At 39.9% G+C, this 21,934-nt stretch carries 23 protein-coding genes; 22 read left to right on the top strand and 1 reads right to left on the bottom strand.

The genetic code is table 11. The annotated features are described in order from the left end of the window. Nucleotides 1–12: 12 nt before the first annotated feature. The 8 genes from sdaAA to rnc all read left to right on the top strand — a co-directional run bounded on the left by sdaAA (nucleotide 13) and on the right by rnc (nucleotide 7,585). Nucleotides 13–900, top strand: coding sequence for an L-serine ammonia-lyase, iron-sulfur-dependent, subunit alpha (sdaAA, locus tag ACFS5O_RS15675; RefSeq protein WP_205726078.1), 888 nt, complete (start codon nucleotides 13–15; stop codon nucleotides 898–900). A 2-nt stretch (nucleotides 901–902) separates the two neighbouring features. Further along, complete coding sequence (gene recG, locus ACFS5O_RS15670; RefSeq protein WP_205726079.1) at nucleotides 903–2,939, top strand: ATP-dependent DNA helicase RecG; 2,037 nt, start codon at nucleotides 903–905, stop codon at nucleotides 2,937–2,939. Nucleotides 2,940–3,109: 170 nt separating this feature from the next. Continuing rightward, entirely contained in the window at nucleotides 3,110–3,682 is a 573-nt protein-coding gene (gene fapR, locus ACFS5O_RS15665; RefSeq protein ID WP_153238561.1) for a transcription factor FapR, read from the top strand. 6 nt (nucleotides 3,683–3,688) lie between these two features. Beyond that, complete coding sequence (gene plsX, locus ACFS5O_RS15660; RefSeq protein WP_205726080.1) at nucleotides 3,689–4,687, top strand: phosphate acyltransferase PlsX; 999 nt, start codon at nucleotides 3,689–3,691, stop codon at nucleotides 4,685–4,687. Between the two features lie 3 nt (nucleotides 4,688–4,690). After that, complete coding sequence (fabD, locus tag ACFS5O_RS15655) at nucleotides 4,691–5,641, top strand: ACP S-malonyltransferase (protein WP_205726081.1); 951 nt, start codon at nucleotides 4,691–4,693, stop codon at nucleotides 5,639–5,641. Continuing rightward, a complete protein-coding gene (gene fabG / locus ACFS5O_RS15650; RefSeq protein ID WP_205726082.1) occupies nucleotides 5,634–6,374 on the top strand; it encodes a 3-oxoacyl-[acyl-carrier-protein] reductase in 741 nt (246 codons plus the stop codon). The genes fabD and fabG overlap by 8 nt, the downstream gene beginning before the upstream one ends. An 83-nt stretch (nucleotides 6,375–6,457) precedes the next feature. Continuing rightward, nucleotides 6,458–6,691, top strand: coding sequence for an acyl carrier protein (acpP, locus tag ACFS5O_RS15645; protein WP_066240701.1), 234 nt, complete (start codon nucleotides 6,458–6,460; stop codon nucleotides 6,689–6,691). A 183-nt stretch (nucleotides 6,692–6,874) separates the two neighbouring features. Beyond that, nucleotides 6,875–7,585: a ribonuclease III gene (gene rnc / locus ACFS5O_RS15640; RefSeq protein WP_066399950.1), complete on the top strand. Its 711-nt coding sequence runs from the start codon at nucleotides 6,875–6,877 to the stop codon at nucleotides 7,583–7,585. A gap of 50 nt (nucleotides 7,586–7,635) precedes the next feature. On the opposite strand, the gene ACFS5O_RS15635 is transcribed toward rnc, so the two are convergent. Continuing rightward, nucleotides 7,636–7,860 (bottom strand): DUF1128 domain-containing protein, encoded by a 225-nt coding sequence (locus ACFS5O_RS15635; RefSeq protein ID WP_205726084.1) that lies wholly within the window; start codon nucleotides 7,858–7,860, stop codon nucleotides 7,636–7,638. 228 nt (nucleotides 7,861–8,088) lie between these two features. Between ACFS5O_RS15635 and smc the strand changes: the two genes are divergently transcribed. From smc to ACFS5O_RS15565, 14 genes are all read left to right on the top strand, one after another. Beyond that, on the top strand, nucleotides 8,089–11,655 hold the full coding sequence (smc, locus tag ACFS5O_RS15630) for a chromosome segregation protein SMC (protein ID WP_205726085.1): 3,567 nt from the start codon (nucleotides 8,089–8,091) through the stop codon (nucleotides 11,653–11,655). Between the two features lie 14 nt (nucleotides 11,656–11,669). Then, entirely contained in the window at nucleotides 11,670–12,659 is a 990-nt protein-coding gene (gene ftsY, locus ACFS5O_RS15625) for a signal recognition particle-docking protein FtsY (RefSeq protein WP_197220771.1), read from the top strand. A 448-nt stretch (nucleotides 12,660–13,107) separates the two neighbouring features. After that, on the top strand, nucleotides 13,108–13,431 hold the full coding sequence (locus ACFS5O_RS15620; RefSeq protein ID WP_205726086.1) for a putative DNA-binding protein: 324 nt from the start codon (nucleotides 13,108–13,110) through the stop codon (nucleotides 13,429–13,431). A 15-nt stretch (nucleotides 13,432–13,446) separates the two neighbouring features. After that, nucleotides 13,447–14,793 carry a signal recognition particle protein gene (gene ffh, locus ACFS5O_RS15615; RefSeq protein ID WP_205726087.1) on the top strand — a complete coding sequence of 449 codons (1,347 nt, stop codon included), beginning with the start codon at nucleotides 13,447–13,449 and terminating at the stop codon, nucleotides 14,791–14,793. Between the two features lie 82 nt (nucleotides 14,794–14,875). Next, a complete protein-coding gene (gene rpsP / locus ACFS5O_RS15610) occupies nucleotides 14,876–15,148 on the top strand; it encodes a 30S ribosomal protein S16 (RefSeq protein WP_066393596.1) in 273 nt (90 codons plus the stop codon). A 21-nt stretch (nucleotides 15,149–15,169) separates the two neighbouring features. Continuing rightward, nucleotides 15,170–15,397, top strand: coding sequence for a KH domain-containing protein (locus ACFS5O_RS15605; RefSeq protein WP_066393598.1), 228 nt, complete (start codon nucleotides 15,170–15,172; stop codon nucleotides 15,395–15,397). 453 nt (nucleotides 15,398–15,850) lie between these two features. Further along, a complete protein-coding gene (rimM, locus tag ACFS5O_RS15600; protein ID WP_205726088.1) occupies nucleotides 15,851–16,366 on the top strand; it encodes a ribosome maturation factor RimM in 516 nt (171 codons plus the stop codon). After that, nucleotides 16,366–17,106 carry a tRNA (guanosine(37)-N1)-methyltransferase TrmD gene (trmD, locus tag ACFS5O_RS15595; RefSeq protein ID WP_205726089.1) on the top strand — a complete coding sequence of 247 codons (741 nt, stop codon included), beginning with the start codon at nucleotides 16,366–16,368 and terminating at the stop codon, nucleotides 17,104–17,106. Before rimM ends, trmD begins: the two co-directional genes overlap by 1 nt. 113 nt (nucleotides 17,107–17,219) lie before the next feature. Further along, a complete protein-coding gene (gene rplS / locus ACFS5O_RS15590) occupies nucleotides 17,220–17,561 on the top strand; it encodes a 50S ribosomal protein L19 (protein WP_066393605.1) in 342 nt (113 codons plus the stop codon). Between the two features lie 85 nt (nucleotides 17,562–17,646). Further along, nucleotides 17,647–18,198 (top strand): signal peptidase I, encoded by a 552-nt coding sequence (gene lepB / locus ACFS5O_RS15585; RefSeq protein ID WP_205726090.1) that lies wholly within the window; start codon nucleotides 17,647–17,649, stop codon nucleotides 18,196–18,198. A gap of 12 nt (nucleotides 18,199–18,210) precedes the next feature. After that, entirely contained in the window at nucleotides 18,211–19,074 is an 864-nt protein-coding gene (gene ylqF, locus ACFS5O_RS15580) for a ribosome biogenesis GTPase YlqF (RefSeq protein ID WP_205726091.1), read from the top strand. Between the two features lie 334 nt (nucleotides 19,075–19,408). Beyond that, nucleotides 19,409–20,194 carry a ribonuclease HII gene (locus ACFS5O_RS15575; RefSeq protein WP_205726092.1) on the top strand — a complete coding sequence of 262 codons (786 nt, stop codon included), beginning with the start codon at nucleotides 19,409–19,411 and terminating at the stop codon, nucleotides 20,192–20,194. Beyond that, a complete protein-coding gene (locus ACFS5O_RS15570; protein ID WP_205726093.1) occupies nucleotides 20,187–21,653 on the top strand; it encodes a hypothetical protein in 1,467 nt (488 codons plus the stop codon). The genes ACFS5O_RS15575 and ACFS5O_RS15570 overlap by 8 nt, the downstream gene beginning before the upstream one ends. Beyond that, the gene (locus tag ACFS5O_RS15565; RefSeq protein ID WP_205726094.1) at nucleotides 21,650–21,925 is read left to right on the top strand and encodes an EscU/YscU/HrcU family type III secretion system export apparatus switch protein; all 276 of its coding nucleotides are present in this window, start codon (nucleotides 21,650–21,652) and stop codon (nucleotides 21,923–21,925) included. Before ACFS5O_RS15570 ends, ACFS5O_RS15565 begins: the two co-directional genes overlap by 4 nt. Nucleotides 21,926–21,934: the final 9 nt, after the last annotated feature.

The raw sequence follows: 21,934 nt of genomic DNA, 5'->3' as shown, positions 1-21,934 counted from the left end.
GAGGTGAGAAGTATGTTTCGTAATGTAGCTGAATTAATAGAATTAGCTGAGTCGAAAAATTGTAAGATCTCAGAGATTATGATACAGCAAGAAATGGATGTTACAGGTCGTTCCAGAGAAGAAGTTCTTGGATTTATGGATCGAAATTTAAGAGTGATGGAAGAAGCAGTCTTGCGAGGAATTACTGAAGATGTGAGATCTCATTCAGGTCTAACGGGCGGGGATGGAAAACTTCTACAGACCTATATTAAATCTGGTAAGTCTCTATCAGGCGAACTGATGCTTGATGCCGTAAGTAAAGCGATGGCAACGAATGAAGTGAACGCGGCAATGGGTACGATCTGTGCTACGCCTACTGCTGGTTCTGCTGGGGTCGTTCCTGGTACGCTGTTTGCGTTAAAGGAAAAACTAAATCCTACCCGAGAACAGATGGTGGAGTATTTGTTTGCTGCAGGTGCGTTTGGTTTTGTAGTGGCCAACAACGCTTCTATTTCTGGTGCTGCAGGTGGATGCCAAGCTGAGGTAGGTTCTGCTACAGGGATGGCAGCCGCCGCCATCGTCGAACTTGCAGGAGGGTCTCCTTCACAATCAGCCGAAGCGATGGCGATCGCTTTAAAGAACATGCTAGGACTTGTTTGTGATCCTGTCGCTGGATTAGTAGAAGTTCCTTGTGTGAAACGAAACGCGATGGGTGCTAGCAATGCAATCGTTGCGGCAGATATGGCACTGGCTGGAATCGTTAGCCGTATTCCGTGTGACGAAGTAATCGATGCTATGTACAAGATTGGTCTATCGATGCCATCTGCTCTCCGTGAAACAGCCCTTGGAGGCTTAGCGGCTACACCGACAGGAAGAGAGCTTGAAGCAAAAATATTCGGCATCCCGCTGAACGAGAAATAACGATGCTGAATCAATCCATAACAACGGTAAACGGTATTGGAGAGAAGAAGGCTGAAGAGCTGGCTAGCATGGGTATCCATTCTGTAGAAGATCTTTTAGAATATCTCCCTTATCGGTATGAAGATTACCAAAAGAAAGACCTTGCGGAGATTGCACATGATGAAAAAGCAACGATTGAAGGGAAGGTTCATTCTGAGCCTTCTCTGCGTTATTTTCCGAAGAAAAAATCACGCTTAACATTTAGGATGTTGATCGGTAAATATTTGATCACAGCTACAATTTTCAACCGACCTTTCTTAAAGAATCAGATTGCATTAGGGCAGACGCTTACAGTAACAGGTAAATGGGACCGAAACAAGATGACATTAACCGTCAGTGATGTTCATTTTGGCACATTCAGTGATGATCATAAGATTGAACCGGTCTATTCGGTCAAAGGTTCTTTATATGGCAAAACGATGCGTAAGATTATCGATTCGGCATTTCGCCAGTTTTCTGGAGGGATCGAGGATCCACTTCCACAAGAGATACGTGAAACTTATCGACTTCCAGATCGAGAATCAGCTCTTAGAATGATGCACTTTCCTGAAGATTTTAAAGCGTTAAAAGCGGGAAGAAGAAGGCTTGCGTATGAAGAGTTGTTGTATTTTCAATTAAAGATGCAGATTTTTAGAAAATGGAACAGACAACAATCTAAAGGAACAGCTTTAAATTTTGATCGGGACCAAGTAGAAACGTTCATTCGTTCTTTACCGTTTCAGCTAACGGAAGCTCAACGGAGAGTAGTAGACGAGATATTAAGAGATCTCTCCGATACAAGCCGGATGAACAGGCTGCTTCAAGGTGATGTTGGCTCTGGTAAAACGGTAGTAGCAGCTGTAGCGTTATTTGCAACTGTTACGGCAAACAGACAAGGTGCGCTGATGGTACCGACAGAAATTCTCGCTGAACAGCATTTCCAATCGTTAAAAGAGCTGTTTGCTCCGTTTGGAATCACAGTAGCTCTTTTAACTTCCTCGGTTAAAGGGAAAATACGAAGAGAAACGTTGAACCTTTTACAGCAAGGTGAGATTCAAATCATGATAGGTACACACGCCCTTATCCAAGAAGAAGTGAACTTTCATCATCTTGGCCTAGTGATTACAGACGAACAGCATCGGTTTGGTGTTAATCAAAGAAGAGTGCTAAGGGAAAAAGGTGAGAGCCCGGATGTTCTCTTTATGACGGCAACGCCTATCCCTCGAACCCTTGCGATATCAGCTTTCGGTGATATGGATGTTTCAACGATTGATGTGATGCCAGCAGGAAGAAAGCCGATCATCACGCATTGGGCGAAACACGGTATGCTAAATCGTGTTCTTGATTTTATAAAAAAAGAAATTGAATCAGGAAGACAGGCTTATGTGATCTGTCCCTTAATCGAAGAATCAGAAAAAATAGATGTTCAGAATGCGATTGACGTACATGCTCAGCTTAGTGCTTACTTCCAAACATATGAAGTAGGTCTAATGCATGGCAGATTGCATTCGACTGAAAAAGATGAAGTGATGAGAAAGTTTGCAGAGAATGTTTGTCAAATTCTCGTCTCTACGACGGTTGTAGAGGTAGGCGTAAATGTTCCGAACGCTACCATCATGGTCATCTATGATGCAGAAAGATTCGGCCTTTCGCAACTCCATCAGTTAAGAGGACGAGTTGGTCGTGGAAGCGAACAGTCCTATTGTGTACTCATCGCAGATCCTAAGTCTGAGGAAGGTCAAGAGCGAATGAGGATTATGACAGAGACAACGAATGGCTTTGAGCTTTCTGAAAAAGATCTTGAGTTACGTGGCCCAGGTGATTTTTTCGGAAATAAGCAAAGCGGTGTTCCGAACTTTAAAGTAGCGGACCTCGTGCATGATTATCGAATTTTAGAAACGGCTAGAAATGATGCAGCTAGACTTGTTCAATCAGAAGCATTTTGGAAAGATGAGACCTATCGTTCCATTCGAGAAGTATTAACAAGGCAAGGTGTACTCGACAAAGAAAGACTAGATTAATCTTGAAAGAAGAGTGTTGATACTATATACTACTATTAGTACCAGCTCTTAATAGCAGAAAGATAAATAGCAGGTACGCTGTAATGGCGTTACCTGCTTTTCTACGCACTGCATCTTTACTCACTATCTTTCTCATATATGAGACCTTTGTATGGAAGAAGGAAGAAACTATGAAAAAATCAAAAAAAGAGAGACAAGAGCTGTTAAGGGAAACGATAAAATTAACCCCTTTTATAACAGATGAAGAATTGGCAGAGAAGTTCAGTGTCAGCGTTCAGACGATCAGACTTGACCGTTTGGAACTTTCTATTCCAGAGCTTAGAGAAAGAATAAAGTCTGTTGCTGAAACAAAGCTGGATGATGTAAAAGCACTTCCGCTTGAAGAGGTCATCGGAGAAATCATTGACTTGCAGTTAGATGAATCCGCTATTTCTATATTAGATATAAAAGAAGAGCATGTATTTTCTCGAAATAAAATCGCAAGAGGCCATCACGTTTTTGCTCAAGCGAACTCCCTGGCTGTAGCGATAATAAATGATGAGTTGGCATTAACCGCAAAAGCGAACATTCGGTTTTCTCGCCCTGTTCGAGTAGGAGAGAGAGTGGTTGCTAAAGCCAAAGTAAAAGAGACCACTCAAGAGCGAACTATTGTAGAAGTTAACAGTTATGTAGAGAATGAGCCTGTCTTTAAAGGTGAATTTACCATGTATAGATCTGCACAAGATACAAAGGAAGGAAGTTAAATCAGCATGAATATCGCAATAGATGCAATGGGTGGCGACAACGCACCAGAAGAAATCGTAAAAGGTGCAATTCTAGCGAAAGAACAATATCCAGAGCTTTCGATAACATTAGTCGGAGATCAAGATCAAATCGTAAAACATCTACCTGAAAAGCACGCGTTTACGATCATCCACACCGATGAAGTGATCAAAACATCAGAGGAACCGGTTCGAGCGGTTCGTCGGAAAAAAAATGCTTCAATGGTAGTAGCAGCAAATGAAGTAAAATCAGGTAAAGCGGATGCGTATATCTCTGCTGGTAACACTGGAGCTTTGATGGCAAGTGGATTGTTTTATGTCGGGCGGATAAAAGGCATTGATCGACCTGCACTTGCTCCGACACTTCCGACTTTAAACGGTGACGGTTTCTTGTTCTTAGATGTAGGCGCCAATATGGATGCGAAGCCAGAGCACCTCTTACAATATGCATTGATGGGTTCTGTGTATTGGAAAGAAGTGCGTGGTGTTGAAAAACCGCGCGTAGGCTTGCTAAACGTTGGAACAGAAAGTGAAAAAGGAAACGCTCTAACAAAAGCTGCTTTTCCTCTCTTACAAGAAGCAGATATCAATTTTGTTGGTAATGTGGAAGCGAGAGATCTTTTAATGGGAGCGGCCGACGTAGTGGTGTGTGATGGATTTGCTGGAAATTTAGTACTTAAATCGATTGAAGGTACTGCCATGGGCATGTTTTCGATGATTAAAGAGCAGCTAACATCAAGTTTAACTTCTAAACTTGCAGCTGGTATCTTAAAACCTAAATTAAGAGGCATTAAAGATAAATTGGATTATACAGAGTACGGAGGAGCTGGTTTGTTCGGATTAGCTGCACCTGTAATCAAAGCGCATGGTTCCTCAAACGCGAATGCGATGTTGAACGCAATCAGACAAACGAGAAGTATGATAGAGAAAAACGTAGTACCTACGATTCAAAATCATGTACAATCCCAAGATAACAAGGAGGAGTAAGAAATGGGGAAAATCGCTTTTCTTTTTCCAGGACAAGGCTCTCAAATAGTAGGAATGGGTAAAGAGCTAGTAGCACAGGAAGCATCAGCAAAAGCTATTTTTGATAAAGCGGATGAAAAACTTGCTATGAAACTTTCAAATATTATCTTTGAAGGACCGGAAGACTTGCTCAAACGAACAGAAAATACACAGCCGGCGTTATTAACGGTCTCAACTGCTGTTCTTGAACTGTTGAAACAGCGCGGGATTCAAGCTGATTATGTAGCAGGTCATAGCCTTGGCGAATACTCTGCACTTGTTGCAGCTGGCAGTCTTTCTTTTGAAGACGCGGTTTATGCGGTTAGAAATAGAGGATTGCTCATGGAAGAAGCTGTTCCTGCAGGTGTTGGGACGATGGCAGCTGTGATTGGGTTCGATCAAGAACGATTAGAAACAATTACGAAGGAAGTCACTAACGGTGAAGAGAGCGTTCAGATCGCTAATCTTAATTGTCCAGGGCAGATCGTTATTTCTGGAACCGTTGGTGGGGTTGAGAAAGCTAGTGTCCTCGCCAAAGAAGAAGGAGCCAAAGTGATTCCACTTCAGGTAAGCGGACCGTTTCATTCTTCCCTTATGAAACCTGCTGCAGACAAATTCAACGAAATATTAGATCAAATTGAGATAAACGAAGCGAAAACACCTGTTATTGCTAACGTAACGGCGAAAGCTATAACCGATCGTGATAAGATTAAAGAAAAGTTAATCGAACAACTTTATTCGCCTGTTCGATGGGAAGAAACGGTTCGTGAGTTAATGGACCTAGGTGTTGATACGTTTGTTGAGATCGGACCAGGAAAAGTTCTATCGGGGTTAGTTAAAAAGGTGAACCGAAGAGCGAACGTAATAGCTGTAAACGATTTAGAGACGATTAACATGGCAGTTGAGAAACTAAAAGGAGAGTCTGTGGATGCTTAATGAAAAATCAGTTTTAGTAACAGGTGCCTCTCGAGGAATCGGACGAGCGATTGCTTTGTATTTTGCTAAAAATGGCGCTAAAGTAGCGGTAAATTATTCTGGAAGCGAAGCGAAGGCGAATGAAGTTGTAAATGAGATAAAAGAAAACGGTGGAACTGCTTTTGCGATTAAAGCGGATATCTCTTCATCAGAAGATGTTACAAACATGGTCAAAACAGTTGTTGATGAGTTTGGAAGTCTCGACGTTCTCGTTAATAACGCAGGAATCACGAGAGATAACCTTTTGATGAGAATGAAAGAAGAAGACTGGGATGCGGTGATCAACACGAATCTTAAAGGAGTCTTCCTAACTACAAAAGCTGTAACAAGACAGATGATGAAACAAAGAAAAGGCCGTATTATTAATATTGCCTCTATTGTTGGTGTATCTGGAAACGCAGGACAAGCAAATTATGTAGCGGCAAAAGCTGGTGTGATCGGCTTAACGAAAACAGCTGCTAAAGAACTCTCTTCAAGAGGAATCACGGTTAATGCCATCGCACCAGGTTTTATCGAGACAGATATGACTGGTAAACTAGAAGAGGCCATCAAATCGGAAATGCTTAGAAGCATTCCGCTTGCTCGTTTTGGACAGCCTGATGATATCGCATCAGCGGCAGCATTCTTAGCAAGTGATGCAAGTTCTTATATCACAGGCCAAACCCTCCATGTAGACGGCGGAATGGTGATGTAAGAAAAGAACCTTCAATGACTACAAATCCCTCTAGTTTTTTAATGGGAAAAAGAATATACTATTGAAAGGAGGTGACACACAAAATGGCAGATGTTTTAGATAGAGTTTCAAAGATTGTTGTGGACCGTTTAGGTGTTGATGCATCTGAGGTTAAGCCTGAAGCTTCCTTTAAAGAAGATCTTGGTGCTGACTCTCTTGATGTAGTTGAACTAGTAATGGAACTTGAAGATGAGTTCGAACTAGAAATTTCTGACGAAGATGCTGAGAAAATTGCAACTGTTGGTGACGTTGTAAATTACATAAACAGCAAACAATAAGTGTAAGACGGATAAAGTCCCGTGCAAAACAGCGGGGCTTTCTTCCCTTTTTAACGGAAAAATATCAATAGCAAAATAGCCCTTTTACGAGATTTTTGGAGGAAGTTTATGAAAGGTTCAAAACAACATTCAACTCATAAGAAAACGGTGAAAAATCGGTTTAAATCAGCTTCCAAAAAGGGCATGGATGACAAGGTGCGCATTCAAAAAGTAGCCCCGATACAAGAGCGTTTAAACATTAAGTTTGAAAATGAAAAATTGTTAGCTCAAGCATTTACGCATTCATCATATGTGAATGAGCATCGAGGAAGAACGTTTGAGGATAATGAAAGACTTGAATTTCTAGGTGATGCCGTTCTTGAATTGACCATATCTCAATATTTATACAGCAAGTTTGCAAATATGAGTGAAGGTGAGCTTACGAAACTTAGAGCAGCTATCGTATGCGAGCCGTCGTTAGTTCTCTTTGCAAACGACCTTCATTTTGGTGAGTTTGTTTTATTGGGAAAAGGTGAAGAGAATACTGGAGGAAGATCAAGACCAGCCCTTTTAGCAGATGTATTTGAAGCATTTATTGGAGCGCTATATCTCGATCAAGGACTCGAAAAAGTAAAAGAGTTTCTAAATCAGTATGTGGTACCACGAATAAACGAAGGTGCTTTTTCTCATGTGATGGATTTTAAAAGTCAGTTACAAGAATATGTACAGCGTGAAGGATTAGGTCATATCGACTATCGAATCATTCAAGAAAAAGGTCCGGCACACAATCGAGAGTTTGTGTCAGAAGTAAGATTGAATGAAGCGAGTTTCGGAATTGGATATGGGAGATCCAAGAAAGAAGCTGAACAACATGCGGCACAAGAAGCGATAGAGAGAGTTTCTAAAAAGAGCTAAACAAAAAACCCCCTTAACATCAGGCGATTAGCCGTGTGAGGGGGTTTCTGTTACTTTGTTTTAAGTGATGCAAGTTCTTCAACGATGCCTTCCATGTCTCGAATGCTGAATGATGGCATCTTCATGACCATATCATAAAGCTCTTTAATGTCATCGTACTTTGAGAGTTCATAGTCTTCGGGTTGAATAAGTCCGCTGTTAACAAGCTGAAGTTTCTTTTTTAATCCTTCGATCATAAATGATAAGTTCTCATGATTTTGAGTCGTCAAGTCCATGGTGGGCTCCTTTTTATCCACATATCTTTATGTGAGATTTTACGTGCAAACATATTTTATGTCCAAACACATTTCATTTTAGCACACTGTAATCTTTGTGACTATGTATGTGTGAATCTATGATAAAATATAAAGGTTAAAGAAAAAAATACATATGAAATTCAAATAGAGCGCCCGAACATTTTAAAAACGGGAAAGAAAAAGTGAGAAGTAAAGGGGGATTTAATGATGTTCCTCAAACGAATTGATGTAGCAGGATTTAAATCATTTGCAGAGCGGATACAGGTTGAATTTGTACAAGGGGTTACAGCGGTTGTTGGCCCGAACGGAAGCGGAAAAAGTAATATCTCAGATGCCGTCCGCTGGGTGTTAGGTGAACAGTCAGCAAAATCTTTGAGAGGCTCTAAGATGGAAGATATCATCTTCGCAGGTAGTGATAACCGAAAACCATTAAATGTGGCAGAGGTTACCCTTACTTTAGATAACGAAGATCAGCATCTACCGCTGGATTACAATGAAATATCAATCACACGTAGAGTTTATCGTTCAGGAGACAGCGAATACTTGATCAATAAGCAACAATGTCGTTTAAAAGATATTGTAGAGTTGTTTATGGATTCAGGGCTCGGAAGAGAAGCTTTCTCTATCATCGGACAGGGACGGGTTGAGGAGATACTAAGCAGCAAATCTGATGAACGTAGAAAGATTTTTGAAGAAGCTGCCGGTGTATTAAAGTATAAGACTCGTAAGCAAAAGGCAGAAATAAAGCTTACTGAAACGCAAGAGAACCTGAATCGTGTTGAAGACATTCTTCATGAATTAGAAGGACAAGTCGAGCCTTTAAAAATACAAGCTTCTATCGCAAAAGATTACCTTGAGAAAAAAGAAGAGCTCGAGATCGTTGAAACAGCTGTTCTTGTTCAAGAGATCGAAGACTTGCATGCTCGATGGGAAAAACAAAAAGAACTCGTTGCAGAACTACAGAAGCAAGAAACGGTCCTATCGGTAAAAGTGAAACAAGGTGAGAATAAGATCGAGAGAGCAAGGCTTGATATGCAAGCGATGGATGAATCGATCGACGAACTCCAAAGTGCTCTTCTTCTAGCTAGTGAAACTTTGGAAAAACTAGAAGGTAAGAAAGAAGTCTTAAAAGAGCGTAAAAAGAATTACGATCAAAATAAAACTTCCTTATTAGAACAAATTCAACTCTTCAAGGCAAAAAAAGAAGAGTTAGGAAATCAGCTTTCTGTTGAAAAAGATGCGTTGCAGGATAAAGAAAAGCAATTAAAAAGCATCAAAAAGCAAGTGAAAGACGAAGAAGTTCGATTATCAGTTCTTGAGATGGATGTTGAAGCAGAACTTGAAAAGTTAAAAAGTGATTATTTTGAACGCTTGAACGAACAAACCACGATTAAGAACGAGATGCGTTATATCGAGGATCAAGCTCGGCAACAGAGCTCTAAAAGCTCTCGGCTAGATGAAGAGAACACAAAATATTTGGAACAAAGAGAAGCATTAAAAGAAACAAGAAAGAATGCTGAAGCTGCCTATCAAGCAGCAGAAACACAATTAAAAACAAAGCAAGAAGAATATCAGCGGTTAAAATCTGAGATCTCGATCGAGGATCAAGAAACGAGAACTCTCCAAGATAAATTGTACCAAGCGTATCAGTTTATTCAACAGTTCAAATCTAAAAAAGAGATGCTAGAATCCATGCAAGACGAATACGCAGGTTTCATGCAAGGCGTTAAAGAGGTTTTAAAAGCGAAGGAAACAAAGCTCACTGGAATTGAAGGAGCGGTAGCGGAGCTTTTATCGGTACCTTCTGAGGTGGAAACAGCAATTGAGACGGCATTAGGTGCTTCTATGCAGCATATTGTTGTAGATCATGAACAGAACGCTATGAAAGCTATTCAATTTTTAAAACAAACGAGAGCTGGAAGAGCAACCTTTTTACCTTTGAATGTGATCAAGCCACGTCAGATCTCTGGTTCAGATGCTCACCAAGCAAGCTCTATCGATGCTTTTGTTGGTGTTGCTGCAAACCTTGTTACGTTTGATTCTAAGTATCAAAACATCGTAGGCAATCTTTTAGGAAATATTATCGTCGCTAAAGATTTAGCGGGTGCAAACAAGATTGCAAAGCAAGTGAACTACCGTTACCGAATCGTTACTCTTGAAGGAGATGTTGTGTCTCCAGGAGGATCGATGTCTGGAGGAAGTCTAAAACAAAAAAGTAATTCTCTATTGAGTAGACAAAGAGAGATTGATTCTCTTACAGACAAAGTAGCAACAATGGAGAAGCAAACACTTCAACTAGAGGAAAAAGTTAGTGAATTACGATCAAAACTAACAGAGAAGAAAGAAAGACTCGAATCTCTTCAAACAGAAGGAGAGCTCTTAAGAGAACAAGAACAAGAGTTGAGATCTTCTTTAAGAGAAGTTGAAATAGAAGAAAAGAGCTTAAACGATAGGCTTCAGCTGTATGATCGCGAAAAGAATTCTTATGAATCAGAGCGTTCTGCCGCAGATACACGTCTCACAGCTCTACAGAAAAAACTCGATCTAGCTATGAAATCGGGTAAAGAGCTTGAAAAAACGATAGCTGACCTTACTGAGAAAAAGAAAAACAATCAGAGTTCAAAAGAAGAACTTAGAGAAGCACTAACACAATTGAAGATCAAGTCTGCCGAACTCGAACAGCAGGTCGCCAATCAGCGAGAAAAATGCTTAAGAATTCAAGAAGATTTTTATGAAGTGGAAGCTAAGAGCAAAGAAACAGAAGAAGATTACTGGCTTCTTGAAGAAGAGATGAACTCGAGCTCTTCTGGTGAAGATTCTCTTGATGAACAGATTCAACAGAGAAGGCATGAAAAAAATAATGCATTGAAATTAATTGCAGAACGAAGAAAAGAAAGAACAGATTCTTTCCATTCTATTGAAAGTATGGAGATCGGTCTAAAAGAGGCTAAAAGACAATATAAGCAACTTCATGATGGCCTCCGAACAGAAGAGGTTAGTATTAATCGCCTCGATGTTGAACTAGAATCAAGGCTTACTCACCTTAGAGAAGAATATGAACTATCATACGAAGGCGCGAGATTGAAGCATCGGTTAGAGATACCGCTTCAAGATGCAAAACGAAAAGTAAAGCTGATTAAAATGGCGATCGAAGAGCTCGGGGCTGTAAACATTGGAGCGATCGAAGAATACGACAGAGTAAGCCAACGCTTTGATTTTCTTACTGAACAAAGAAACGACTTAACAGAAGCGAAGGATACTCTTTATGGCGTAATTTCTGAGATGGATGAAGAGATGAAGAATCGATTTGAAGAAACGTTTACTGCCATTCGCTCACACTTCGGTGTTATTTTTAAAGAGTTATTTGGTGGTGGTCGAGCAGATCTCGTTTTAACGCAGCCTGATGATATGCTTTTAACTGGTGTAGATATTATGGCGCAGCCACCAGGCAAGAAGCTGCAACAACTTGGCCTATTATCTGGTGGAGAACGAGCTTTAACTGCTATAGCTTTATTATTTGCAATCTTGAAGGTTAGACCTGTTCCATTCTGTATACTAGATGAAGTTGAAGCGGCACTTGATGATGCGAACGTAAACCGATTCGCAAAATTTTTACGAGCATTCAGCAAAGAAACTCAATTTATTGTAGTAACACATCGTAAAGGGACGATGGAAGAAGCAGATGTCCTTTATGGGGTGACCATGCAGGAATCTGGTGTGTCGAAGCTTGTTTCTGTGAGGCTTGAAGAAACAAAAGAACTTGTAACATCATAGGGAGGAAATGGATAGTGAGTTTTTTAAAACGATTAAAAGAAAAATTCTCAACACAGCAATCAGAGGAATCATCAGAAAAGTTTAAGAGTGGACTTGAAAAAACGAGGAACTCTTTTTCATTTAAAGTGAACGACCTTCTAAAGCGATTTAGAAAAGTAGATGAAGAATTCTTTGAAGAGCTAGAAGAGATCTTGATCGGAGCAGATGTTGGGGTCCATACCGTTCTTGATATTATTGATCAACTAAAAGATGTTGCTCGTACGAAGAACATTCAAAATCCAATGGAGCTTCGATCCGCCATCACTGAGAAGTTAGCTGAAATGCTTCAAAAAGAAGAAAGCGATAATAAGCTGAACCTACAGACCGATGGAATGACGGTTATTCTGTTCGTAGGTGTGAACGGTGTAGGAAAAACAACAACGATTGGAAAACTCGCACATCAGTTAAAGAATGATGGAAAGAAAGTAATCTTGGCTGCTGGAGATACTTTCCGTGCAGGCGCGATCGATCAGCTAGAGGTATGGGGAGAACGTGCTGGTGTTGATGTGATCAAGCATCATGAAGGAGCGGACCCAGCAGCTGTTATTTATGACAGCATCCAAGCTGCTAAGTCTCGCAAAGCGGATGTATTACTTTGTGATACAGCTGGAAGACTTCAGAATAAAGTGAATCTGATGAACGAGCTTTCAAAAGTGAAACGTGTCATTGAACGTGAAATTCCAGGTGCTCCACATGAAGTTCTTCTTGTTGTAGATGCTACAACAGGGCAGAACGCTATGAATCAGGCAAAAACATTCGGACAATCAACAGATGTAACAGGTTTAGTTCTAACAAAGCTCGATGGAACGGCAAAAGGCGGAATCGTTTTAGCAATCCGTCATGAACTAGATATTCCAGTGAAATTTGTAGGACTCGGTGAGAAAATTGATGATCTGCAGGAGTTTGATGCTGATCAGTTTGTATATGGTCTGTTTGCAGGAACAGAAGAAGAAGGTGCAGAGTAAATCTGTAATTTATTATTAAAGCCATTTAGCTCTCTTTACTTGGGAGCTAGATGGTTTTTTGATTTAGCAGGGGGTATCTGAACATCGAGAATTATCGAGGATTGTAAACTCGCGGATAAATGAACATAATTTTTGGATTCGAGTCAAAAACTCGAGGATAAATAACCAAAATTTTTGGATTGAAGCCTTTTTTATGTGGATAAATCCTTATAAATACGATCTAAATACCCAGTAGGGTATCAATTTTTATTGTCTCCCACGGACACAGTACACTCGCAGACTCACTGATTCACATTATCAGTTAGAACGCGCTTAAAAAACGATAGGAACCTCTTATTTCCAGGCCACCTTTAACAACAACAGTGTTAAGAAAAAAACTTGACATCTAAAACCATGGGTTGTATAGTATTCAAGTAAAGGCATTTCACTTAACAAGGGTTGTGGAAGAATGCTAGATAAAACAATGAGAATTAATTATCTATTTGATTTTTACCAAGCATTATTAACCCCTAAACAGAAGAATTATATGGGTTTGTACTATTTGGACGATTATTCTCTCGGTGAAATTGCTGAACAATATAATGTCAGCCGCCAGGCCGTTTATGATAATATTAAACGGACAGAGGCGATGCTAGAAGAATATGAAGATAAGTTAGGGCTTTTTGCAAAGTTTCAGGAACGTGAACAGTTGCTGTCATCTTTAAGAGAGCTTCTGAATTCTGAACCTGATAACGTAATTGCAATTATCGATCGCCTTGAAAATATGGAATAGGAGGCGTTCAGTGAGATGGCATTTGAGGGTTTAGCCGACCGTCTTCAGAACACTTTACAAAAAATCCGTGGAAAAGGGAAAGTAAATGAAGCGGATGTAAAGGAAATGATGAGGGAAGTACGCCTTGCTCTTCTTGAGGCGGATGTTAACTTTAAAGTAGTAAAAGATTTTGTGAAAAAAGTATCTGAACGTGCTGTTGGTCAGGAAGTATTAAAGAGTCTGACACCAGGTCAGCAAGTAGTTAAAGTTGTTAACGATGAACTGACAACCTTAATGGGTGGGGAACAAAGCAAGATTGCTGTTTCCAACCGACCGCCAACCGTTATTATGATGGTTGGATTACAAGGTGCTGGTAAAACAACGACAACAGGAAAGCTTGCAAATCATTTACGTAAAAAGCAAAATCGCAAACCGCTACTGGCTGCAGCTGACATCTACCGTCCTGCTGCGATCAAGCAATTAGAAACCGTAGGGAAGCAGTTAGACATTCCTGTGTTTCAGATGGGTGATCAAGTAAGTCCTGTCAAAATTGCTGAAACAGCCATCGCAAAAGCAAAAGAAGATCATCATGATTATGTTATTATTGATACAGCTGGGCGTTTGCACATTGATGAAACGCTGATGGATGAGTTGAAGCAGGTTAAAGAGATTTCAAAACCTGATGAGATCTTCTTAGTTGTAGATGCGATGACTGGTCAAGATGCTGTGAATGTAGCAGAAAGCTTTAACGAAGCGTTAGGAATCACAGGTGTTGTATTAACCAAACTTGATGGTGATACACGTGGTGGTGCTGCACTCTCGATTAAAGCTGTTACAGGCCTTCCTATTAAATTTGTAGGTCTAGGTGAAAAGATGGATGCTTTAGAGCCTTTCCATCCTGATCGTATGGCTTCCAGAATCTTAGGAATGGGTGACATGCTTACGCTTATCGAAAAGGCACAAACCTCAGTAGATGAAGAGAAAGCGCGTGATCTTCAGAAGAAGATGCGTGATATGTCGTTCACGTTCGATGATTTTCTTGATCAGATGGGACAAGTGAGAAATCTTGGACCGCTTGATGAAATACTTGGCATGCTTCCAGGTGCGAATAAGATGAAAGGCCTCAAAAACGTACAGATCGATGAAAAACAGATCGGACACGTTGAAGCCATTATCCGTTCGATGACTCTTCATGAAAGAGAACAGCCTGAGATTATCAATGCCAGCCGTAAACGCCGCATCGCTAAAGGAAGCGGAAGAACGGTACAAGAAGTAAATCGCCTCATCAAACAATTCGAGGACATGAAGAAAATGATGAAACAAATGTCTGGAATGATGAATGGCAAAAAGAAAAAAGGTGGATTTAAATTCCCTTTTATGTAAACTGAATTTTCAGGTTTACAAACCTGTCAATTTATACTATTATATTATTTTGTGTGAACTATTTTCGGAGGTGCAAGTTATAATGGCAGTAAAAATTCGTTTAAAGCGTATGGGTGCTAAGAAAGCTCCTTTTTATCGTGTAGTAGTAGCAGATTCTCGTTCTCCTCGTGATGGACGTTTCATCGAAGAGATCGGAACGTATAACCCAGTTGCTAACCCAGCTGAAGTTAAAATCAACGAAGAAAAAGCTCTTGAGTGGATGACTAACGGTGCTAAACCATCTGACACAGTTCGTAACCTATTCTCAAAAGCTGGTCTTATGGAGAAGTTCCATAACGCGAAAAACCAAAAATAATTTTGACGAAGGGGAACAGATATGACAGAGTTGATCGAATCAATTGTGAAAGCTCTAGTTGATCACCCAGATGAAGTTAGCGTCAAAGAGGTACAAGAAGGACACCGACTTGTTTATCAACTAACTGTTAACCAGACGGATATGGGAAAAGTTATCGGTAAACAAGGAAGAGTGGCTAAAGCGATTCGTACGGTTGTGAATGCAGCAGGTACGAATCAAAATAAAAGGATTTCAATCGAAATCGTCTAAAAAAGGATGAGGGAAACCTCTTCCTTTTTTCTTTTATTCAAAGGCTTTTTTAGTAAGTTTTTAATGACTTGCAAGTAGTTGATTTCCGTTCCAGGTGCTCGCTTTCCGCGGGGCAGGCGGTGAGCCCCTTGCCGCTTTGCGCCCTTAAGGGTCTCACCTGACCGCCAGTCCCGCAGGAGTCTCGCACCTTGCACTCCAATCAACTGAACGTTGGAGAAAATCTAAAAAGCAATTCAATAGGAAAGTTCAAAAAAATGCTGAGTTTTTCGGAGGGTCCCTCTTTAAGTAATATTTATGCTTTCGTCCAGCGTACTTTAGAGATTGTGAATTTTAGTCCACGCTCTGAACAAGTCTTTAAAATAAGACTTTATTTTAAAAGTATACATATCGAGTTTTATGCTAAAATTTAGATTATAAGTAACTGATTAATTTGTACGGAGGTAGTGTATCAATATGGAAAATGAATGGCTGAACGTAGGTAAGATAGTAAATACACACGGAATTAGAGGAGAAGTCAGAGTGATCTCAAGAACAGACTTTCCTGAGGAGCGCTATAAGATCGGTAACACCTTATATGTGGATATGGGATCAGAACATATACCTGTTAAGATTGAAACGCATAGAAAGCATAAGCAATTTGATCTTTTAACATTTGAAAATCTGCATAACATCAATGATGTTGAACGATTTAAAGGGAATCTTCTCAGAGTGCCAAAGGACCAGTCTGTTTCGTTAGATGAAGGAGAGTTTTTCTATCATGATATTATTGGTTGCTCGGTTTTCACAGTTGAAGGTGAAGAACTAGGAAAAGTAAAAGAAATACTGTCTCCTGGAGCAAACGATGTTTGGGTAGTAAAAAGAAAAGGATTTGGTTCCGACATTCTTATCCCTTACATTCCTTCTGTTGTGAAATCAGTGGATGTGAAAGAAGCAAGGATTGTTATTGAACCTTTAGAAGGACTATTCTAATGAAAGTAGATGTCTTAAGCCTTTTTCCAGAAATGTTTTCCGGCGTATTTAGTCAATCGATTCTAAAAAAGGCCCAGGAAAAGAATGCTCTAGAACTTCGAGTAGTTGATTTTCGTGAGTTTTCAACCAACAAGCATCGGAATGTGGATGATTACCCATACGGAGGAGGAGCAGGCATGGTCCTTACTCCTCAGCCTTTGTTCGATGCGGTTGATCATCTAACGAAAGAGGCAGCTGTAAAGCCGAGGATCATCCTTCTATGTCCTCAAGGAGAAACGTTTACTCAGAGCAAGGCGGAAGAGTTGGCAGAAGAAGAGCATCTTATTTTCTTGTGTGGTCACTATGAGGGTTATGATGAACGCGTTAGGAAACACCTTGTGACAGATGAGATCTCAATCGGTGACTATGTGCTAACGGGTGGGGAGCTTGGGGCTATGGTAGTCATAGATGCAGTTGGGAGACTGCTTCCTAATGTTCTTGGTAAAGAAGAATCTCACCAAGAGGACTCATTTAGCACAGGCTTGTTAGAACATCCGCAATATACGAGACCTGCCGATTTTCGAGGTATGAAAGTGCCTGATGTTCTCATGTCAGGCAACCATAAGAATATTGAGATTTGGCGTAAAAAAGAGTCTTTAAAAAGAACATATGAACGCCGCCCAGATCTATTAGAAAAAATTAATTTATCAAAAGAAGAAGAAACTTGGCTAAATGAGATAAAAGATCATAAAACAACTTGAACACTGTTTGAATTGTATGGTATTATATTGTTTGTGGCTTATGCCCGTTTAATCCGGTGTTCCGCTGCTCTATCATTTAGCAAGAACATCCATGGGAAGGGAGGCAATAAACTATGCAACAGCTTATTGCAGATCTAGCGAAAGATCAATTAAAAGATTTACCAAAATTCCGTTCAGGTGACACTGTTCGTGTTCACGTGAAAGTAATCGAGGGTACTCGTGAGCGTATCCAGCTTTTTGAAGGTGTAGTTATCAAGAAGCGTGGATCAGGAATTTCTGAAACGTTTACTGTTCGTAAAATTTCTTATGGTGTTGGAGTGGAGCGTGCGTTCCCATTACATTCACCGAAGATCGCGAACCTTGAAGTAGTTCGTCGTGGTAAAGTTCGTCGTGCGAAGCTATACTACCTACGTGCACTTCGTGGTAAAGCAGCTCGTATTAAAGAAATTCGCTAATAATTCTCGAAAGGAGCTTGACTTATTCAAGCTCCTTTTTCCATATTATAAGTAAGGAATTTCTAAGAGATGGTGAGGATTAAGAATGGCACGTACAAAAAACGAAACGTGGGAATGGATTAAAGCATTAGCGGCAGCCTTATTATTAGCAGGAATCATCAGATTTTTTCTTTTCGCACCTGTAGTGGTTGATGGACAATCTATGATGCCAACTCTGCACAATGGAGATCGACTGATCGTGAACAAGTTTTCATATGTGATTGGCGATCCCAAAAGATTCGATATTGTTGTCTTCCATGCAACCGAAGAAAAAGATTACATAAAAAGAGTAATCGGTTTACCTGGAGATACGATCGAATATAAAGACGATACTTTATATGTGAATGGTAAGCAGGTAAAAGAAGAATATTTAGAAGCGTATAAAAAGAAAACAAAAGACGGAAACTTCACTTATGATTTTAAGTTGCTTGAAGTAACGGGTAAGCAAAAGGTTCCTCAAGGTCAGCTATTTGTATTAGGTGATAACCGAAGAAATTCTCAGGACAGCCGAAATATTGGAACTGTTGATGACGATACGATTTTGGGTAAAGCATCTTTCCGTTTCTGGCCGTTAAAGGATATTGGATTTGTAAAGTAGGGTGAAGAAAACATGACCATTCAATGGTTTCCTGGACATATGGCCAAAGCGCGCCGGGAAATAACTGAAAAACTCAAGATGATCGATGTCGTTTTTGAGTTAGTAGATGCTAGAATTCCACTAGCCTCAAGAAATCCTATGATCGATGAAATTCTGGATCAGAAACCTCGTATTGTGCTTTTGAACAAAGCTGATCTGGCAGATCCAAAAGTAACATCGATGTGGGAAAGTTATTTTTCTGAAAAAGGAATCCCATCTCTTGCTATAAATTCGCAAGATGGTAAAGGGATTAAAAAAATTGAACCGCTTGCTCATGAGCTAGTAAAAGAAAAGTTCGATAAGATGAGAGCAAAAGGAATCGTTAAACCACGTGCGGTTCGAGCATTGATTGTTGGTATACCTAACGTTGGTAAGTCAACGATCATCAACCGTATGGCTGGCAAAAACATTGCTGTAACAGGGGATAAGCCTGGTGTAACGAAAAAGCAGCAATGGATCAAAGCAGGTAAGACATTAGAATTATTAGATACTCCAGGGATTCTGTGGCCAAAATTTGAAGACCAGTCAATCGGTTTGAAATTAGCAGTTACTGGAGCGATTAAAGAAACACTCTTTGATTTTACAGAAGTCGTCTTATATGCGATTAAATATTTAAAAGAGCACTACGAAGAGCGTTTAGTGGAACGATACAAGCTGTCTGAGATTCCAGATGACTCGCTGCCCCTTTTCGAAGAGATCGGAAAGAAACGTGGGTGTATGATGAGTGGCGGAGAAGTAGATCTTGAAAAGACTGCTGAGATTGTGTTGCGAGACCTTCGAGCAGAAAAGCTAGGACGCTTGTCTTATGAGCGCCCAAATGAGTTTGAAATTAAATAGTGAAAACCGAACAGGCGCTGATGAAAGTGCCTGTTTTTAAAATTTCCGGGCTTTCTAAAAGTCTTTCTGAAGACAAAGTTGCTCTTTGGAAGTGGTTGATCTCCGTTTCAGGTTGCTCGCTTTCCGGGGGGCGTGCGGTGAGCCACCTCGCCGCTTTGCGCCCTTAGGTGTCTCACCTGTCCCGCTGATCCCCCAGGAGTCTCGCACCTTACACTCCAATCAACTTGTCAACGATGCTCATAAAGAATAAGCAAAAGTTACAATCTATTATGAAATAGCTTCTAAAAAGTACTTATATAAAACCGATAATACATACATAAAGAGCGTGATAAATATGAAACTGTCGATAAAAGAATGGGAACAAAAATTAAAAGCTTGTGAAGATACTGAATTAGTATCTCTACTGAAAATCCTCTCTGAAGATGAAAGATTAGGTGCAAAAAAGTTATTCCAAACCTTCTCCAAACGCTTACAGCGAGAAGAAGCTGAGAGAACGAGACTGAAGTTAATGCATACTTACGAAGAGCAATGCCAAAGACAGGGTAAAACTTTGATCGCGGGTGTAGATGAAGTTGGCCGTGGACCGTTAGCTGGTCCTGTCGTTGCTGCTGCCGTTATTTTACCTCTAGGGTATATGTTACCTGGGGTCAATGATTCTAAAAAGTTATCTGAGAAAAAAAGAGATGCCCTTTATGAGATCATTTTGAAGGATGCGATTTCCTACAGTGTCCATTTAGTGCAACCAGATCAGATCGACACGATCAACATCTATCAAGCATCTAAGTTAGCGATGACAGAAGCGGTGTGCTCGCTGAATGTTACTCCAGATCAGCTTTTAATTGATGCTATGGAAGTTCCTTTAGCGATTGATCAATTAAAAATAATAAAAGGTGATGAGAAGAGTATTTCTATCGCAGCTGCATCGATCGTTGCAAAGGTTACAAGAGATCGATATATGCAGGAGCTACATGAAAAATATCCTCAATATGGACTGAATTCAAATATGGGTTATGGAACGAAGGAACATCTACACGCACTTCAGCAGTTCGGCCCAACAGACATTCATCGTCGATCATTTAGTCCGGTAGGAGAACTTATTAAACTTACAGGAAGTGATTAACCTGTTACAAATCAATCAGATTAATGGTAAACCGTTAAACCCGTCTAGACCATTGGATGAACCTTTACTAATAAAGCTTAATCAGTTCATATCTGCAAGAATTTTAGAAATTTTTCCTGATCAAACAGCGAAGGTTCAATATAACGGTTCAACACTTCATGCGAAATTAGAAGCGCCTTTAATCAAAGGGGAAAACTATCTATTCGAAGTGTCTGAGAAGAACGGTGCGATCTATTTAAAAAAGATGGACTTAGATCCCGTTAAGTCTACTTCAGAACAGATCTTATCGAGATGGAGCCTTCCAGCATCTGATCTAAACAAAAAAGCAATTGATTTTGCTGTTATAGAAAAGTTACCTTTATTAAAAGAGAACATTAAAGTCATTTCAGAGATTTTAAAACATACGAACGCGTTGCCTTTTCATGAAAAAAAAGCAGTTGTTCAGCGAATGATGGAGCTTCAACTGCCTCCAAAGCAAGAAATCATCCAAGCAGTGACTTTTAGTCTAAAAAGCAGTACAGGTTCAAGTGATGAATTCAAACAGCTCTATGAGTCTCTCTTACCCTTTATTCATAAAGATAAAGCTGTTTCGAAAACAGTAGAGCTAATAAAAGATCTCTATGTATTTAAAGGTAACGAGGGAAGTAAGGAACAGGCTCCAATTCTAGATAGAGTGCGAAGTATGGATTTGAAGAACACACCAGAAATAGTTATGCCATCGAATGGGAAACTTCCAGATCCAATAAAGGTTCAATTGGGTATAAAGGATGGTCAAGAAAACATATCAGGCTTTTTAAAAGACGATGGAATGAAGGTTTCTAAAGAAACAAATCTGAACCCATCACAAGAATTTATAACAGCTGCAAAAAAGTGGCTAGTGAAATCCGGTCTATTGCATGAAAAAAACATTATTTTAGATCCGGTGCAACTTAAACAAACAGAAACGTTAAAATCACAACTACTATACCTGCAACAGAACGCTGACCGTCTAGAGCTGCCTGAGATCATCCAACAAAAAACAGAACAAGCGTTGAGTAAACTAACTGGTCAGCAGTTACAAAACTTACAGAGTAACGAGAATATGCAGCAATTTGTTCTTCATATACCGTTTAGCCAATCAGAAAATCCGAAAGAGATGACTGTTCGTTGGGAAAGTAAAAAGCAAGATGGGAAAGGGCTCGATCCAGATCATTGCAGGATGCTATTTTGGTTAGAGATGAAGCATCTAAAAGATATAGCTTTAGATGTGCAGATTCAGAACAGGATCGTTTCATTAAAAGTTTTCCATTCGCATCCATCATCCATCGAAAAATTTTCAGAACCGTTGTTGAATACGTTAAAGGCAAGCATGAAGAACATGAATTATACGCTATCTTCCGTTACATTCAGTTCTCAAAACGAAAAGATTAAAAATAACGAGACATCTATCTCATATAAAGGATTGGATCTAAGAGTATGAGTGATCGTAAAAAAGAAGCTGTGGCTTTAAAGTACAATCCCCTCGAATCGACCTCGCCGGTTGTGATTGCAAAGGGGAAAGGGGAAACAGCAGAGCGTATTCTTAAATCGGCAGAAAATCATAACATTCCGATACAGGAAGATCCCTCATTAGTCCATTTATTATCGAAGCTAGAGATCGAAGAGAGTATTCCTGAAGAATTATATGAAGTGGTAGCTGAACTTTTCGCTTTTATCTATCACCTGGATAAAGAAGCGGGAAAAACTACATAAATGTCATTG

The sequence above is a fragment of the Fictibacillus nanhaiensis genome, assembly GCF_042686385.1.
Taxonomy (GTDB): domain Bacteria; phylum Bacillota; class Bacilli; order Bacillales; family Fictibacillaceae; genus Fictibacillus; species Fictibacillus nanhaiensis.
This window is presented reverse-complemented; position numbering and strand designations above follow the sequence as displayed.